Annotated in this window: 12 protein-coding genes; 7 read left to right on the top strand and 5 right to left on the bottom strand. The window is 55.5% G+C overall.

Annotation, left to right across the window (positions count from 1 at the left end; all coding sequences use genetic code 11):
• Positions 1-50: 50 nt before the first annotated feature.
• Together JT718_RS11895 and JT718_RS11890 are read left to right on the top strand one after the other, a co-directional pair.
• Positions 51-596, top strand: coding sequence for a GNAT family N-acetyltransferase (locus JT718_RS11895; protein ID WP_205502918.1), 546 nt, complete (start codon positions 51-53; stop codon positions 594-596).
• Between the two features lie 24 nt (positions 597-620).
• Entirely contained in the window at positions 621-1,418 is a 798-nt protein-coding gene (locus JT718_RS11890; RefSeq protein WP_205502917.1) for an ABC transporter substrate-binding protein, read from the top strand.
• 115 nt (positions 1,419-1,533) lie between these two features.
• Here JT718_RS11890 and JT718_RS11885 read toward each other — a convergent pair whose 3' ends face one another.
• Positions 1,534-2,076: a DUF4142 domain-containing protein gene (locus JT718_RS11885; RefSeq protein ID WP_205502916.1), complete on the bottom strand. Its 543-nt coding sequence runs from the start codon at positions 2,074-2,076 to the stop codon at positions 1,534-1,536.
• Positions 2,077-2,412: 336 nt separating this feature from the next.
• Here JT718_RS11885 and JT718_RS11880 point away from each other — a divergent pair, with 336 nt between their 5' ends.
• A complete protein-coding gene (locus tag JT718_RS11880; protein ID WP_205502915.1) occupies positions 2,413-3,573 on the top strand; it encodes a Gfo/Idh/MocA family protein in 1,161 nt (386 codons plus the stop codon).
• A gap of 87 nt (positions 3,574-3,660) precedes the next feature.
• Here the strand turns inward: JT718_RS11880 and JT718_RS11875 are convergent, their stop codons facing one another.
• Complete coding sequence (locus JT718_RS11875; protein WP_205502914.1) at positions 3,661-4,902, bottom strand: 3-phosphoshikimate 1-carboxyvinyltransferase; 1,242 nt, start codon at positions 4,900-4,902, stop codon at positions 3,661-3,663.
• Positions 4,899-5,939 carry a 3-dehydroquinate synthase gene (gene aroB, locus JT718_RS11870; protein WP_205502913.1) on the bottom strand — a complete coding sequence of 347 codons (1,041 nt, stop codon included), beginning with the start codon at positions 5,937-5,939 and terminating at the stop codon, positions 4,899-4,901. The genes JT718_RS11875 and aroB overlap by 4 nt, the downstream gene beginning before the upstream one ends.
• Before the next feature lie 514 nt (positions 5,940-6,453).
• Here aroB and JT718_RS11865 point away from each other — a divergent pair.
• A complete protein-coding gene (locus JT718_RS11865; protein ID WP_205502912.1) occupies positions 6,454-11,370 on the top strand; it encodes a LamG-like jellyroll fold domain-containing protein in 4,917 nt (1,638 codons plus the stop codon).
• Between the two features lie 134 nt (positions 11,371-11,504).
• Here JT718_RS11865 and JT718_RS11860 read toward each other — a convergent pair whose 3' ends face one another.
• Positions 11,505-12,614, bottom strand: coding sequence for a bifunctional 3-deoxy-7-phosphoheptulonate synthase/chorismate mutase type II (locus tag JT718_RS11860; protein ID WP_205502911.1), 1,110 nt, complete (start codon positions 12,612-12,614; stop codon positions 11,505-11,507).
• 116 nt (positions 12,615-12,730) lie between these two features.
• Between JT718_RS11860 and JT718_RS11855 the strand changes: the two genes are divergently transcribed.
• Entirely contained in the window at positions 12,731-13,912 is a 1,182-nt protein-coding gene (locus JT718_RS11855; RefSeq protein ID WP_205502910.1) for a proline dehydrogenase family protein, read from the top strand.
• A 149-nt stretch (positions 13,913-14,061) separates the two neighbouring features.
• Here JT718_RS11855 and JT718_RS11850 read toward each other — a convergent pair whose 3' ends face one another.
• On the bottom strand, positions 14,062-14,292 hold the full coding sequence (locus JT718_RS11850) for a hypothetical protein (protein WP_205502909.1): 231 nt from the start codon (positions 14,290-14,292) through the stop codon (positions 14,062-14,064).
• 139 nt (positions 14,293-14,431) lie between these two features.
• On the opposite strand from JT718_RS11850, the gene JT718_RS11845 reads away from it, so the two are divergent.
• Complete coding sequence (locus JT718_RS11845; RefSeq protein ID WP_205502908.1) at positions 14,432-15,013, top strand: RNA polymerase sigma factor; 582 nt, start codon at positions 14,432-14,434, stop codon at positions 15,011-15,013.
• 49 nt (positions 15,014-15,062) lie between these two features.
• Positions 15,063-16,178, top strand: a complete 1,116-nt coding sequence (locus JT718_RS11840) for a S1 family peptidase (RefSeq protein ID WP_205502907.1) — start codon at positions 15,063-15,065, stop codon at positions 16,176-16,178.
• Positions 16,179-16,277 lie beyond the last annotated feature (99 nt).

Genomic DNA, 16,277 nt, shown 5'->3' with positions numbered 1-16,277 from the left:
AGAGAGCTCAATATTGCCTATCTTCAACCCCAGGATTATCTTTATTCTTGATGCAACTGCTCACCACCCGTTTGCTCCTACGCGAGTTCAAGGAAGAGGACTGGCACTTCACGCACCTCTACGAGGCCAATGAAGAGGTGATGCGCTACCAGACCAGCCAGGTGCGCAGCAGCAAGGAGAGCCTGGAGTACATCAAAAGCTGCATAGCCGAGGCCCGGGAAGAACCCCGCTCCTTGTATGACCTGGCTATTGTGCTGCAGTCCACCCAGATGCTCATTGGCCGGGTGGGCATGAAAGTAGACCATGACGCCGAGGAGGCCGTGCTCTGGTACATCCTCAACCAGACCTACTGGAACAAAGGGTACACCACAGAGGCCGCCGCCGCCTTAATGAAGTTCGGGTTTGAGGAACTCTACCTCCACCGCATCTGGGCCGACTGCGATCCCAGAAACGTGGCCTCTTACCGCGTCATGGAAAAGCTGGGCATGCGCCGCGAGGCTCATTTCCGGGAGAACATCTTCATCAAGGGCGAGTGGTGCGACTCTTACGTGTACGCTCTTTTGGACCATGAATGGCAGCAGCGGCCCAATTCCTGATTTTCACGCTCTATCCTAACTAAAGTGCTTTCTTTTGTAGACCAACTGGGCAACACCGTTTCTCTGCCCCAACCGCCCCAACGCATCATCTCGCTGGTTCCCTCGCAGACCGAGCTCCTGTTCCACCTGGGCCTTGCCGACCGGGTGGTGGGCGTTACCAAGTTCTGCATCCATCCCGGGGAGCAGGTGAAACTCAAGCCAAAGGTGGGCGGCACCAAGAACTTCCACCTTGAGGCAATCCACCAATTAAAACCAGACCTGATCATTGGCAACAAGGAAGAGAATTACCGCGAGGGCATTGAGCAACTGCAGCAGCACTATCCCGTCTGGCTGAGCGATATTTACACGCTGCAAGATGCGTTTGAGATGATGGTCTCCCTGGGCCAGGTGACCGGCACCGAACCGCGGGCCAAGGACTTGGTTTCCCGGCTACAACAGCAGTTCTCCACCCTACAGCCCGCCGCGCCGCCCATATCTACCGCCTATTTTATCTGGCGCAAGCCGTACATGGCGGTAGGCAACCACAATTTCATTGACCACCTCCTCCACCTTTGCGGTTTCCGAAACGTTTTTGGGCACCTGCCCAGATACCCAGAGGTCAGCCCCGAACAGCTGCGGGAAGCCGCCCCCCGCCTTTTGCTGCTTTCCTCAGAGCCCTACCCTTTCCAGGAAAAACACATAGCCGAGTTCCAGGCCCTTTGTCCGGAGGCCAAGATCAGGGTGGTAGACGGCGAGCTGTTCAGTTGGTACGGCAGCCGGCTGGTGCACTCGGTTTCTTATTTGCAACAACTCATCCAGGAAGTGGGCGCTGCGGAGAAGTAGCCCCTTTCTAATTTTGCCTTGTTGTTTTTAGCCCATTTTAAGCAAAAGGGCCCGAAAACGAGAGCGCCCTTCCACCTGCGGGGTGAAAGGGCGCTCTTGTTACATTAGGCGTATATTATTTAGGGCTGCTGAGCCCGTTCTTTAATTCCTGGGCCTCAGTGAGGTGTTCTTTTAAGACTGGGAGCACCTGGTCTATGAAAGACTGCACATCCTGGTCCTGCACTTCTTTGTCGGCTTTCTCGTAGAGGGCGATGGCCTCCTGGTGGGCGGCAATCTCAGCCTCAGCGAAGGCCTCGTCAAAGTCTGCGCCTTTTTTCGCTTCCAGGCTGTCTACCAAGGCTTTCTTGGCAGTTCCCATCTCAGCGGGCAGTTGCACGTCCTTTTTCTTGGCTATCTCTGCCAGAACCGGCGTGGTTCTGGAGTGCACGTGGTAGATCTTCTGGCCCAGGGCGCCTACATCGGCTTTCTTGCCCTGGTCGCCGGCCATCATACCGGCCATCAACTGGAAGTTATCGGTAGAAGCGGCCTGCGTCAGGAACTCCTGAACTTTTGCTTTCTCAGCGGCAGATGCCTCCTTGTCTACTTTAGAGCATGAGACCAGTGTCAGGCTACCCATAAAGAAAGCAGAAACCAGCCCCCACATTTTTACCTTTTTCATAGTTGTAGTTTTAGTGGTTATGATGATCGCTCATCTAACAATACAACGGACACCCTATCGGAAAAGTTCACTTTCAAACAAACAGGGACACTCAACTACTGAATCCCAGATAGAAATAATCATGTTCTACTTACATGAAAGTAGATACTGCGGCAGGGTTAAGACAGGTGCTAACCACAGAACCAATCCTGCCAAAACCCTGGCCTGAGTCTTACACAGAAGGGAAAGATGGGGCCCTTGCGCCCAACAAAAATGGCTTTAGCCGGTTGTGATTGGAGCACCGAAACAGTGCGGCAGTGGACTCGTTTACAGATGTATAGCAACAAATTTTCCCTCATGGCACACCTCAGCAAGGAGTCGTCCAGACGAAAGTTCATGAAACGTGTGGGGCTGAGCATGGCCGCCGCCAGCCTCTCGCCCCTACAGGCAATAGCCGATCCTTTCACCCTAGAAAAAACCTCTTCCCCTATGGCAAACAAGAAAATAGGCTGGGCCGTGGTAGGCTTGGGCGAGTTCGCAACCAAGCAACTGATTCCGTCATTTCCGGTGTGCAAGCACTCCAAGCTGGTGGCCCTGGTGAGCGGCGATGCGGCCAAGGCCCAGCGCATTGCGGCCGAGCATGGCGTAAACCCCAAGAACATCTACAACTACCAGAACTATGACTCGCTCAAAGACAACCCCGAGGTAGACGTGATCTACATTGTGCTGCCCAACTCCATGCACGCCGAGTACACCATACGGGGCGCCCAGGCGGGCAAGCACATCATGTGCGAGAAGCCCATGGCCACCAGCGTGGAAGACTGCGAGAAGATGATAGACGCCTGTAAGAAGGCCGGCAAGAAGCTCATGATTGCCTACCGGGCGCAGTATGAACCCTTCAACCTGAAAGCCATTGAACTGGCGCAGGGCGGCAAATTGGGAAAACTGAAGGTAATTACCTCAGACCACGGCCGCATCTTAGACCCCTCCAAGCCACAGGACAAGTGGCGGGCCGAACGAAAGCTGGCCGGCGGCGGGTCGCTCATGGACATTGGCATTTATAGCCTGCAGGCCGCGCGCTACATTACCGGCGAAGAACCTACCGAGGTAAGCGCCATGATCTACAGCACGCCCGGCGATCCGCGCTTCAAAGAAGTGGAGGAGAACGTGAACTTCGTGCTGCGCTTCCCCAGCGGGGTACAAGCCAACTGCACTTCCAGTTACGGCTACGCCGACACCAAACGCCTGCAGGTCTTCGGTTCAGAGAAAACCCTCACCCTGGACCCCGCCACCGACTATTATGAGCACAACCTTATTCTGGGCGGGAAAGAAGGCAAGCAGGAAATGAAAATAAAGGAGGAGAACCAATTTGCCCTAGAGATGGACCACCTTTCGCAATGTATTCTAGAGAACAAAACCCCCAAGACGCCCGGCGAAGAAGGTTTGCAGGACGTGAAGCTGATAATGGCCATCTATGAATCGGCGAAGAAAGGCAAACCGGTTTCAATCAAGAATTGAGAATTAGGAAATGAATCAGCACGAACGATTAGGGGCCGTTTTTGGGAAAACGTCCCCTAATCGTAAATCCTCCTAAAACTTAGCGGTTCAATCTATAACTTCTACTTGAAACTCCGCTTTTTGAAGCTCGTCCCAATACCTGGGGTAAGACTTGCGCACTACTTTGGGTTCTTCAATCACCAGCGGCTGCTTCAAGGCCAAGGGCGCGAAAGCCATGGCCATGCGGTGGTCTTCATAGGTATGGATAGAGGCTTCGTTTTTGGGCTGATTTGTCAAAAACACCTTGAAAATGTCTGGTTCCGTTTCCTTTAGCTCCGCTCCTACTTTCACCAGTTCGGCCTGCAGGGCGGCAATACGGTCGGTTTCTTTGATGCGGAGGCTTTCTAGGCCGGTCATTTCCACTTCTACTCCTAACCCTGCGGCCAACGCAGCTACGGTCTGGGCCAGGTCTGGGCAGGCGAAGAAATCAATGCGCTCCAGTCGCTCCTGCACCGGCTGTTTGGTCAGCTGCACACCTTCGGGAGTGAACCGGGTCTGCACGCCAAACGGAGCCATGAGAGTAGGCAGCACGCTATCGCCTTGCAGAGAATCTTGGCGCAGGGCTGGCAAAAACAGGTCTGCTTCCGGGGCCAAGGCCGCAATGCTGTACCAGTAACTGGCCGCGCTCCAGTCAGACTCTACCGTGTATTCTTTGGCCTGGTATTCCTGCCTGGGCACGGAGATCTTCTGCCCCTCAAAGGTGGCCTGCACGCCAAAATGCGCCATCTGGGCCAAAGTCATCCTGATGTACGGCTCCGAGCTGATTTTCCCTTCCAGGGTCAGTTCCAACCCGTCCGGCAATAACGGGCCTATCATAAGCAGCGCCGAGATGTACTGGCTGCTGATGTCGGAACGGACGATCAGTTGGTTGGTGCCGCTGGGTTCAAAGCCGTTCATCTTCATGGGCGGATAGCCTTCCTGTCCCAAGTATTCAATCTGGGCCCCCAACTGCCGCAGCGCATCCACCAGGACCCCGATGGGCCGCTGGCACATGCGCGGCGTACCGGTGAGCACCAGTTTCTGGCCCGTGGCGGCGTAATAGGCGGTTAGGAAACGCATCACGGTACCCGCATCTTCAGCGCTTACTTCTTCGCCGGCGGGCGTGGAAAGTAGGCGGTTCAGGAGTTGGGTGTCGTTGGCGTCTGACAGGTTATGGATAGGGAATTCTTTCCCCGATAAAGCCCGGATGATGAGGGCACGGTTGGCTTCGCTTTTGGAGGCGGGCAAGGTCACGCGCCCGCGCACCACGCCCGTTGGGTGCGACACGCGCACGGCAGCAGCTGAAATCATAGTAACTGGTAATAGCGCAAGGCACTCTGTACCTCGGGTAAGGTGATAGGTTGGTCATACACGGCCTCGCCGATCTTCTGCAGCAGGGTGCAGTTGATGGTGGCGCCGCTGTTCTTTTTATCGTGCAGGCACAATTGACTGATGGCCTGCACGTCTGCCTCGGGCAGTTTCACTTTCTCGTAGATAGACATGATAAACGTCTCAATCTGGCCCAACTCCTCCGGCGACAACAACTGGTGCTGCACCGAAAGCCAGGCCTCGCAGAGCATGCCCACCGCAACAGCCTCGCCGTGCAGCAGCATCTGGCCCGGTTTCTCCAGGTAGAAGCTCTCCACCGCATGGCCAATGGTGTGCCCGAAGTTCAGGATTTTACGCAAGCCATTCTCCAGTGGGTCAGCAGTGACTACCCGGCTTTTGATGTCAATGGAATGGCGGATGAGGTCGGTCCAGTCTTCCGTGAACAGGCCTATATAGCGCTGCTCCTGGAACTTGTCGGCGTCCATGATGAGCCAGTGCTTGATCACCTCGGCGTAGCCGGATTTGATCTGGCGCAGATCCAGGGTTTTCAGAAACTCAGGGTTTACCAGCACCGCCAATGGCTCCTGAAATACCCCGATGTGGTTTTTGAAGCCCATGAAGTCTATGCCGGTCTTGCCGCCTACGCTGGCATCTACCTGCGACAAAAGCGTGGTGGGCACATTCACGAATTTAATGCCGCGCTTGTACAAACTGGCGCAGAAACCGCCCAAATCTGTGAGCACGCCGCCGCCCAGGTTCACCAGCAAACCCCATCGGTCCAGGCCCTGATCGGTGAGTTCGCGCCACACCTGCTCGCAGGTGGCCAGGGTTTTATTGTCCTCGCCGCTCTGAATCTGGATGACGTGGTGGTGCTGGGGCAGAAACGGTTTCAGGAGCGGATAGCAGTGCCGATGGGTGTTCTCATCTACCAGCACCATCGTCTTGTGAAAGGCCCGGTTCTGCAGCAACTCCTGTAGCTGGGTGACAGCTTGCGGCCCTATGAAAATTTCTTCGGTCAAGGTATTCTATCAATTGAGGTTTTGGGGCCGATTCTGTGAAAACCGCCCCAAAACAGGATGCAACCTTAAAGAAGGCAATGTCTGGGGGCAGTTCAAAGCAAAATCATCAGAAAAATAAAATCCTGCGGCAAATGCCGGCAAAAACCGGGGCAAGTTACTACCAACTTAGCAATAAAAAGTCGGTGGGTATGTGCCCATGAAACGAAGCAAGGCAGCGCTGTTGTGTTTTGAAGCCGTTTTCAGGAAAAGGCCCCTGAAACGCTGCAAGCAGGAGCCGCCCCGTTCCCCATTCCTCTAACCTAAAGAAATAGAGCACTTTATCAGGACACCACAGGACAGCCTCCCCTTTCACTTTTGCTATCATTGACTAGCGTACCAACAGGTGTATAGAATCCTTTTGAAAATACAGCGTCAGTACGTCATCATTCCGCAAAATATTACCTCTTACCCTTAGCAATATCACCCAAATGAATACCTGAACACTATCCTATTTCTCACCTAATCCTACAAAAGCATGCAAAAATCTACACCGCTTGCAAGGTACTGGCCTCTCCTGCTGCTGGCACCTCTTCTCTTTTGTTTACTGCCTGCCCAGGCGCAGACGCTGGCGTTTCCGGGGGCCAAAGGCTTCGGCCGGTTTGCGCAGGGTGCGCGCGGGGCAGCCACCCAGGAAGTGTATGTGGTCACCAACCTCAAAGACAGTGGTCCGGGCTCTTTCAGGGAGGCCGTTAGTAAGTCGGGAAGGATTGTGGTGTTTTCCGTTAGCGGGATCATTCATTTACAGAGTGATGTGGTGGTGCCCCCTAACACCACCATTGCCGGGCAAACCGCCCCCGGCGAGGGCATTGTGCTATTCAATAAGCGAGTCACTTTCTCCAGTTCCAGCAACACCATTTGCCGGTACCTCCGCATCAGGCTGGGCGCTACCGGTAACGCTGGGAAAGATGCCTCTGGCCTTTCCAACGGGTCTAACATGATCTTCGACCATATGTCGTTCACGTGGGGCATGGATGAGGTATTCTCCATCAACTGGGACGGCAAAGGCACCAGCCCAGACAACATCACGGTTCAGAACTCCATCATCGGGCAAGGGCTGCACCGCGACAACCACTCGGCGGGCGGATTGATCCAGACCCCGGATGGTGGCAAGATCAGCCTGATCCGCAACCTGTACATCAGCAATAAAACGCGTAACCCCAAGGTAAAGGGGGTGAACGAGTTTGTGAACAACGTGGTGTATGACTGGGGCAACGGCAACCGCCTGGCCGATAACCTGAACTATGGTTGGTCAGGCGATGCCTATATCATGGGCGGCTCTTCGGGGGTATCGGAGGTGAACATCATCAACAATTACTTTGTGGGGGGACCGCTCACGCCACCTAACCGAGCCTCGCCTTTCTCCAGGGGCACCGGCAGCTTCTTCCTGTACGGCGCCGGCAATTACTATGACAACAACAAAAACGGCGTGCTAGACGGCACCCTGGTACCGTACGACGCTTCCTCAGCGGGGTACCCGGGCATTGCTCCTGAGGGTTTCAAAGCCCAGCCTTTCCCCTACCCCATGGCCAACCCTACGCTCACTGCGGAGCAGGCGTACCAGTGGGTGATTGACAGCGTAGGTGCCAGCTATCCGCGCCGCGACCAGGTAGATGCTTTCCTGATAGATGAAGTAAAATCACGCGGCACCAAAGGTCACTACGTATACCGCGAAACCGATTTGCCTCTGTCTAACGGCGGCTTGGGAGAGGTATTCTCCGCCGAAGCCCCCCTGGACACTGACCAGGACGGCATGCCGGATGCCTGGGAGGAAGCCAATGGCCTGGACAAAAACAACAAGGCCGATGCCGTGGCCTACAGCGCCACCCACCCCCAGTACCTGAACATTGAGGTGTACGTAAACTCCCTGGAGTCTACCCCGCCCCCCGCCTTTATCAGGTCTCCCTCAGAGGTGACAGGAGCGGCAACGTCCGCTGAACTTCCTTCGCCCAGCAGCCAGGTGGTATTGAACTGGAAAGACAATTCAGCGGAGGAAGATTACTTCTTGCTGGAGCGCTCTGAAGATGGGGTTACTTTTACCCAAATCGCCCAGCTGGAAGCTAATGCCACCACCTATACAGACCATGCGGGTTTATTGCCCAACAAAACCTATCACTACCGCCTGAAAGCGGTGAGTGGAACAGAGGCTTCGGCGTTCAGTGCGCCGGTCTCCATCAAGACCCCGGCTCTGCCCACCGCCCCTGCAGTGGCAACTTCTCCTTCGCCGGGCAACGGCTTTCAGCAGGTAGAGTTAACGGCCGGGACAACCACCCTGCGCTGGACAGGCAGCAGCAATACGGTCACCTACACCCTCCACTTCGGCACCAGCCCCGAGAACCTCGCCCCTAAGGCAGAGTTAGCGTATGTGGCCAGTCCCTCGTATGAGATCACGGGCCTCGAGGAAAACGCAACCTATTACTGGCGCATAGATGCCACCAATGAGAAAGGCACCTCAGACGGCGAGGTATGGTCGTTCAGAACCGTCAAGTCTATTCCGCCGCAGTTGGTGGGCCATTACAGCTTTGACGAGACCGAAGAGGCTGGTACCCAGATCACCGATTCCTCTGCCTTTGAGAACCACGGGGTTCTGGGCCTGGATGACGATGACCAAAGCATCAGGGTAGCGGGCAAGGTAAACAACGCGCTGGATTTTGCCACCGCCAGCACCGACCGTTACGTGGTAAGCGTGCCCAACCAGGACCAGTTGTTCCTGGACAAGAGCTCTTTCACGCTTTCGTTCTGGATGAAGGCCAACCCTTCTATGCTGCCGCAGGACAACAACACCAGCTCCTACCTGCTATGCAAAGGCTCCATCACCCGGAATGCCACCACCGGCGCCACCGGCAAGCGTTTCGACATTGAGTTTAAAAACAAGCAGATCAGGTTTGCCATTGATGATGATGTAAACAAAGATGAGCTGCAGGCGAGCGGCCTTCCATTCTTCACCGGTGATTGGGTGCACGTGGTGGCCATCAGAGACGCAGCCAGCAAAAAGCTCCTGTTGTACCTGAACGGCTCCCTGGTCAAAGAGCAAACCGGCGTGAAAGCCGTGGGGATTGGCGAAGCCAGCGCCCTGATCATCGGGAACATTGGCGAGCTGGAGTTCCTGTCTTCTGCCAACCAACCGGCTCCCTACAAAGGCATGTTGGATGACCTGAAAATCTTCAACTACTCCTTAACGGACCAGGAAGTGATGGCCCTGCACCATACCAGCCCCCTGCCTTTACAGGCCTATGACCCGTCTTTGGCCAACAACACGGTGCTGGAAGGCTTCAGTAATGCAGACGTTTCCTGGAAAGGCGGCCTGAAAACCGACCAATACAAAGTCTACCTGGGCACCGACCCCAATAACCTGAGCTTTTTGAGCGAGGTAGAACTTACAAACCCAACCATCACCTTTTCAGACCTGGTTCCTAAGACCGCCTATTTCTGGCGGGTAGACGCCGTGAGTGCCCTGGGTACCACCACCGGCAGCACCTGGACCTTCAAGACCGGGAACCCCAAAGGCCTGGTAGGGCATTGGAAACTGGACGAGACCACCGGCACTGTGGCCCAGGACAACAGTAATTACCAGCACGCGGGCACCCTCACCAACATGGCCAATGCCGAGTGGACTACCCCCGGAAAAATAGGCGGCGGTCTAGCCTTCAATACCCCGGCGGCGACGGGCTCGGTAGTGATCCCCCACACCGATCACTTGCTCTTTGACCAGAACGCTTTTACCATTTCCATGTGGGTGAAGATTCCGGCTAACACGTATACTTCTTCCACCGGCGGCGATACCTACCTGCTCCACAAAGGCACCTTTGAAGCTACCACCGGGAAGTGGTACGGTTTACAATTGCGCGACGGGAACCTGGTATTTGCCATTGATGACGGTAAAACCAAGACTGATGTAACCGTGCGGGTAAGCGCCGCCCCCTACCACCTGTTCACCAACACCTGGAAAAACATCATCGCTGTTCGTGATACAGAGGCCAAACAGATAAGGCTCTACATTGATGGTGTGCTGGCCGGTTCTAAGGCGTACACCACGGGCTCTATTGGTAAAGCAACCAACCTGACGCTGGGCAACTCCACGGAAAACAAACCTTACCGTGATGCCCTGGACGACGTGCGCCTTTACAACTACGCCCTGTCACCCGCTGACATCGCCCTGGTACTGAGCAACACGCCACTGGTAGCCAAAACAACAGCGCCTTCTCCGGCAAACGCCGCCATGGGCATAGCTCCTGACAACATCACCCTCGGTTGGGAGGGCGAAGCCCAAACGTTTAAGGTTTACGCGGGTACCACCCCCGAGAACCTTGCGTTACAGGCTTCTGTGACGCAGAACAGCTACCAACTGCCAGGTGCGGCCGCCCTAGGAAACTACTTCTGGCGGGTTGATGCCGTGCGGGACGGGGAAGTAGCCACCGGCGATGTTTGGTCGTTTGTGGTGCAGGACCTGGTGCCGCCAACTGCTTCAGCAAAGGATATTTCCGTTACGCTTGCCGCAAACGGGCAGGCCGTCATTACCCCCGCAGACGTGGACAATGGCAGCTCAGACCAGTACGGGATTGCTTCTTTGGAACTGAGCCAAACCACCTTTGGCTGTGGACAACTGGGCGCCAACCAGGTCACGCTTACGGTCACAGACACCAACGGAAACGTGAGTACGGCGCAGGCCACCGTGACAGTACTGGGCGAAATTCCGGCACCGGCCATTGCGGTTTCCAGAGAGAACCAGACGTTCACCGGCACCACTGCGAATACGGTTGTATTAGGCTATGGCGCGCAAAGCCTGACCCTGACCGCCTCCAATCCTACCTCTGCTGAGTTTAGCTGGAGCCCGGAAGTTGGGTTAAGCACCACTACAGGCAGCCAAACGGTTTTCACGCCTACCGCTGCGGGTACCTACACGTTTGAGGTAACCACCCTGAACGAATACGGCTGCTCAGCTACTGAAACGGTAACCGTTACCGTGCTGGATGCCCGTTGTGCCAACAACAAAGTGGTGGTCTGCCACAATGGGAAAGAGATTTGCATTGACCCGGCCTCTGTTCAGGATCACTTGAGCCATGGCTGCCAGTTGGGTTCTTGCACCTCAACTTTGGCCAGCAACAGCCTTTCCCAGACCCAAGCAGAAGTTACAGCACCTACCCTGTCTATCAATCCTAACCCTGTCTCAAACAAGAGCAGCGTTCAGTTTGCCGTACCAAACGCCGGCCACTACTCTCTGGAAGTATATGATATGAAAGGCAGCCTGGTTAAAACCCTTACCCGCGGAAAAGCAGACAAGCAACAACTCCAGGCAGTGGAACTTGACGCTGCTAACCTGCAATCTGGCGTTTACCTGCTCAAGCTTGTAACGGAGACATCTATTCACACCAAACGCTTTGTGGTAGAAAAGTAACCTCTTACCCTTCCCAACAAAAAAGGCCCAATTGAGTTGGGCCTTTTTTGTTGGGCTATTTTTTACCGCACTCCGTTGAGTGCCGTTTTCTGAAAAGTCCCCCTAAAATGATTTGCACCTTCTGGGGTAGTTCCCTACTGTTCAGCGGTCAGGTTTTTGGTTAAGTCTGCTTCCACAATCTCGGTCTGCACCCTGATGGACTCCAGGTGGATCAACTCATACAGTTCCGCCGCAAACTCGGGGTTTACCTGCATCTGGCGGGCCCATTCTTTGCGGGTTTCAAAGATGCTTTTCCAGCGGTCGGGTTGCAGTACGGCAATGTTGTTTTCTTTTTTGTCTTCGCCAATCTTCTCCACCAGGCGCATGCGCCGGGCCAAGGCCTCAATGATCTCGCGGTCGGCGCGGTCAATTTTCTGGCGCAGCTGTTCGGTACGGCTGATGAACGCCGCATCGGGGAGGCTGCGCACCTGCAGTTTTTCCAGAATCTCGCCCAGGGCGGCGGGCGTGATCTGCTGCTCTGCGTCAGAAAGTGCCGCTGTGGGGTTGGGGTGCGTTTCAATCATAACGCCCTCAAAATCCAGATCCAGCCCTTTCTGTGAGATGGGCAGAATCAGGTCTGGTTTCCCGCCAATGTGGCTGGGGTCTACCACCACCGGCAAATGGGGGTACAGGCCTTTGAGTTGGATGGGAATCTGCCAAAGGGGCACGTTGCGGTATTGGGTAGGTTCATAGGTAGAGAAGCCCCGGTGAATGGCGGCTACGTCCTGCACGCCGGCTGCCCAGAGCCGCTCAATGGCCCCGGCCCAGAGACTCAGGTCCGGGTTTACCGGGTTCTTCACCATCACGGGCACGTGGGTGCCGCGCAAGGCCTCGGCCAGTTCCTGTACGTCAAACGGATTCACGGTGGTGCGGGCCCCAATCCAGAGCACGTCTATGTTGTGTCTGAGCGCGGTTTCAATGTGGTGGGGTTTGGCTACCTCGGTGGCCACCGGAAGCCCGTAGGTCTGCCGCACCTCCTGCAACCACTTCATGCCCTCGGTGCCCACGCCCTCAAAGGTGCCCGGCTTGGAGCGGGGCTTCCAGACTCCGGCCCTGAAGATATCTACCTGCAGTTCTTTCAGTTGGCGGGCAGTGTCCAGGACCTGCTCCCGGGTTTCGGCGCTGCAGGGGCCGGCAACGGCCAGGGGTCTGCGGCGCAGCTTACTCAGCTGGTGAAAATAATTGCGTTCCTTTTTCCGTTCCATGGCTTTGCGTTTAAGGCGATTAGCTGTTTTTAGGCCTCTTTTTGAAAACCGGCCCGGAAACAACTAACAACCGTTTTTACGTTATCTTTGCAGCGCTTAATTGTAGCACCTAATATATGAATCCTGCACTAAAAGTTTCCTTTGAAGATACCGCCATTGCGTTTGCTGATAAATCAGACTCAGAGCTTTACAAAACCTACCTCTTGTTTGCGGCCATGAACAACAACTCCCTGGTGAAGATGGGAGGCGGCATGATGAAAAAGGCCCTGGGTTGGAACCTGCCCGTGAAAGGCCTGATCAAAAAAACCATCTTTGAGCAATTCTGCGGTGGCGAGACCATCCAGGAGTGCAAACCCACCATTGAGCGCCTGGGCAGATCGGGCATTGGCACCATCCTGGACTACTCCGTGGAAGGCGAAAGCAACGAGGCCAGCTTTGACCACACCGTGCAGGAAATCATCGCCACCATTGAAATGGCCGCTACTTCTGAGCACATTCCGTTCAGCGTGTTCAAGGTAACCGGCGTGGGAGACCCGGCCCTGCTCACCAAAGCCCAGACAGACCAGGAACTCACCCCCGCTGAGAAAGCCGCCTTTGGTCGGGTGCGGGCCCGCGTGAAAGCCATTTGCCAGCGAGCCTTTGAGCGCGGCGTGCGCGTGTTCATTGACGCCGAGGAAAGCTGGATGCAGGAAACCATTGACCAGCTCTGCTATGACATGATGGAGCTCTACAACCAGGAGCGCCCCATTGTGTACAACACCTACCAGCTTTACCGCCACGACCGCCTGGACGTGATCAAGCGCGACGTGGAACGCGCCAGAAAACTTGGGTACTACCTGGGCGGAAAATTGGTGCGGGGCGCCTACATGGAGAAGGAAGGCCGCACAGCCCAGCAGAAAGGCTACCAGAACCCCATCAACCCCACCAAACAGGCCACCGATGCCCTCTACGACGAGGCCCTGGCCTACTGCGTGGCCAACATTGACCGTTTTGCCATCTGCGCCGGAACCCACAACGAGCAAAGCAGCTATTTGCTCATGGAACTCATGGACCAACACAACATTGCCCCCAACGATGAGCGGGTGTACTTTGCGCAGCTCCTGGGCATGAGCGACAACCTGTCTTACAACCTGGCCCACGCGGGCTACAACGTAGCCAAATACGTGCCCTACGGCCCCGTGGAGGCCGTGATGCCCTACCTCCTGCGCCGCGCCGATGAGAATACCGCCATTGCCGGCCAGAGCAGCCGCGAGTTCTCGCTGGTGAAAAAAGAGCTGGAGCGCCGCCGGAAAAAGTAACGGCAGTAAACTAAAAAGTCCGTTTTAGGCTTGTTTTAGGTAGAACAGGCGTAAAACGGACTTTTCGCTTAAAAAAGAAAGCGTCTCTCACGCGAACGTAAGAGACGCCTTGTACTCGTCTTTGGGAGTGTGCCTGCGCACACCACAAATTACTGAGCAGTTGTAGTGCCAGTAGTAGCGGCAGCTGAATCAGTAGTAGTAGTGGTGCCAGTAGTGGCAGTAGTGTCAGTAGTAGTAGCGTCAGCAGCGTCAGTAGCAGCGGCGTCAGTAGAAGTAGCTTCAGTAGCAGCTCCTTCAGTTCCTTCAGTTGCAGGCTTAGACTCGCAAGAAGCGAAAGCGAACATACCAGCTACCAGGGCAAGAGAAAATACCTTTTTCATTGTAATTTTTTTTAAGGGTTTTAGCGTTAATTTGAACCTTTATACCACTACCCCCCCACAGGTAACCCACTGTTTTCAGAAATTTTTTATTTTTTTTCTGTGGGTTACTAAATGGCTGAAACTGTATTAATTGACAAGCATGATTAGTAAGGCGCTAGTGACCGATGCGGCCATCATAGAAGGAATTCTACAGGACGACGACATGGCACTGAGTAGGTTATACAAACTCCACTTCCCCATGGTGCTGTTCTTTGTGCAGAGCAACAGCGGAACGGAGGATGACGCCAAGGATATCTTTCAGGAGGCCGTGATTGTCTTCTATGAAAAGATCAAGGCGGGCCAACTGGAGCTTAACTGCCAGATTAAGACGTACCTGTACTCCATCTGCAGGAGATTGTGGCTGAAACGGCTGTCCAGAAGCAGCCGCTTCAGCCCCGGCATGGTGGAAGACACCGAGTCTGAGCTGGCCCCCCGGGTGGAAGACGACGTGGACTTGGCCGAGCAGAACGAGCTGAAGTTTGAGGCCATGGCCAACGCGCTGGCACAACTGGGCGAACCTTGCAAAACCCTGCTGGAAGATTTTTATCTCCGCAGCATGGGCATGCCCGAGATCACCGAGAAGTTTGGCTACAACAACGTAGACTCGGCCAAGAACCAGAAGTACAAGTGCCTCATGCGCCTGAAAAAGCTGTTCTTTCTGGACTACCAGGTGCCCTCGTGAGCCAAGGCCTTTATAATAAAAGCGCATCCGTAAGGGATGTTATCCATATATGAGTGACAGAGAATTATTAGAATTACTGGAACGCTTCCACCAGCACCAGGTGACCTCGGCAGAGCGCAGAGCCCTGCAGGAGCGCATGGCCGCTGACCCCGTGTTCGCCCAGCGGGTACGGGAGGCGGAGCTGTTCACGGCCGCCCTGCAGAACCACGGCCGGCAGAAATCGCTGCGCGACCGCCTGAACCAGCACCACCAGGCCTGGCAACAGGAAAACCAGAAATCCACCCCGGCCCCCGTGCCGGTGTTGCGCCGCCGCACGCCCATGCAGATTTTCATGCGCCGGTACGCGGCTACCATGGGAGTTGCCGCCACCGTGGCCATTGTCACGGTGTTCAGCAGTTTGCTGGGCATGGAAATGTGGCGCTCGGCCACCAAGCAGCAAACCGCCCGCTACGTGGAGCTGCGCCGCGAGGTAGAGGACCTGAAGCGCAAGCAGAACGCCCTGCTCAACCCCAGCGTGGCCACGCCCAAGAACGCGTCTGCCAATCCGGGCCAGTTCTCGGGCACCGGCTTCGTGCTCACCTCAGACGGGTACTTTGTCACCAGCTACCACGTCATTGAGGGGGCAGATTCGCTCATGATTGAGAACAAGAGCGGCACCAAGTACAAGGTGGAGGAAATCTACTCAGACCAGGTGCGCGACCTGGCCCTGCTGCGCGTGACCGATACCGCCTTCACCGGCTTCGGCAAGCTGCCGTACTCGTTCAAGCAGAAGGAAAGCGACCTGGGCGAGCGCGTGTTCACGCTGGGTTACCCCCGGGAGGACATTGTGTTTGGCGAGGGCACCCTCAGTTCCCGGTCCGGCGTATACGGCGATACCGCCTCTTACCAGATCTCCATTCCCCTGAACCCCGGCAACAGCGGCGGCCCGCTGCTGGATGACCGCGGCAACATGATTGGGGTGATCAGCGGCAAGATGCTGGGAGTGGACGGGGCTGCCTTCGCGGTGAAATCTGCCTACCTGCTGTCGCTGCTGGAGCAACTGCCCGAGCACCGCCTGCCAAAGCCCATCTCGCTGCCCAAGGTCAACAACCTGGCCGGCACAGCGCGCCCGCAGCAGCTCAAGAAGCTCCAGGACTTTGTCTATATGGTAAAGGTCTACAACTAACCCAGAAAACGCTGTTTTTACCCCCTTTTGCTGAAAATACCCCTAAAAAGCCCGTGCCCAGCACGGGCTTTTCTGTTTCGGGCTCCCCGGGTGCATGTA

Source organism: Rufibacter psychrotolerans (genome assembly GCF_016924645.1).
In the GTDB taxonomy this organism is placed as follows: Bacteria; Bacteroidota; Bacteroidia; order Cytophagales; family Hymenobacteraceae; genus Nibribacter; species Nibribacter psychrotolerans.
The sequence above is the reverse complement of the archived record's forward strand: the minus strand, read 5'-3'. Positions and strand labels throughout refer to the sequence as shown.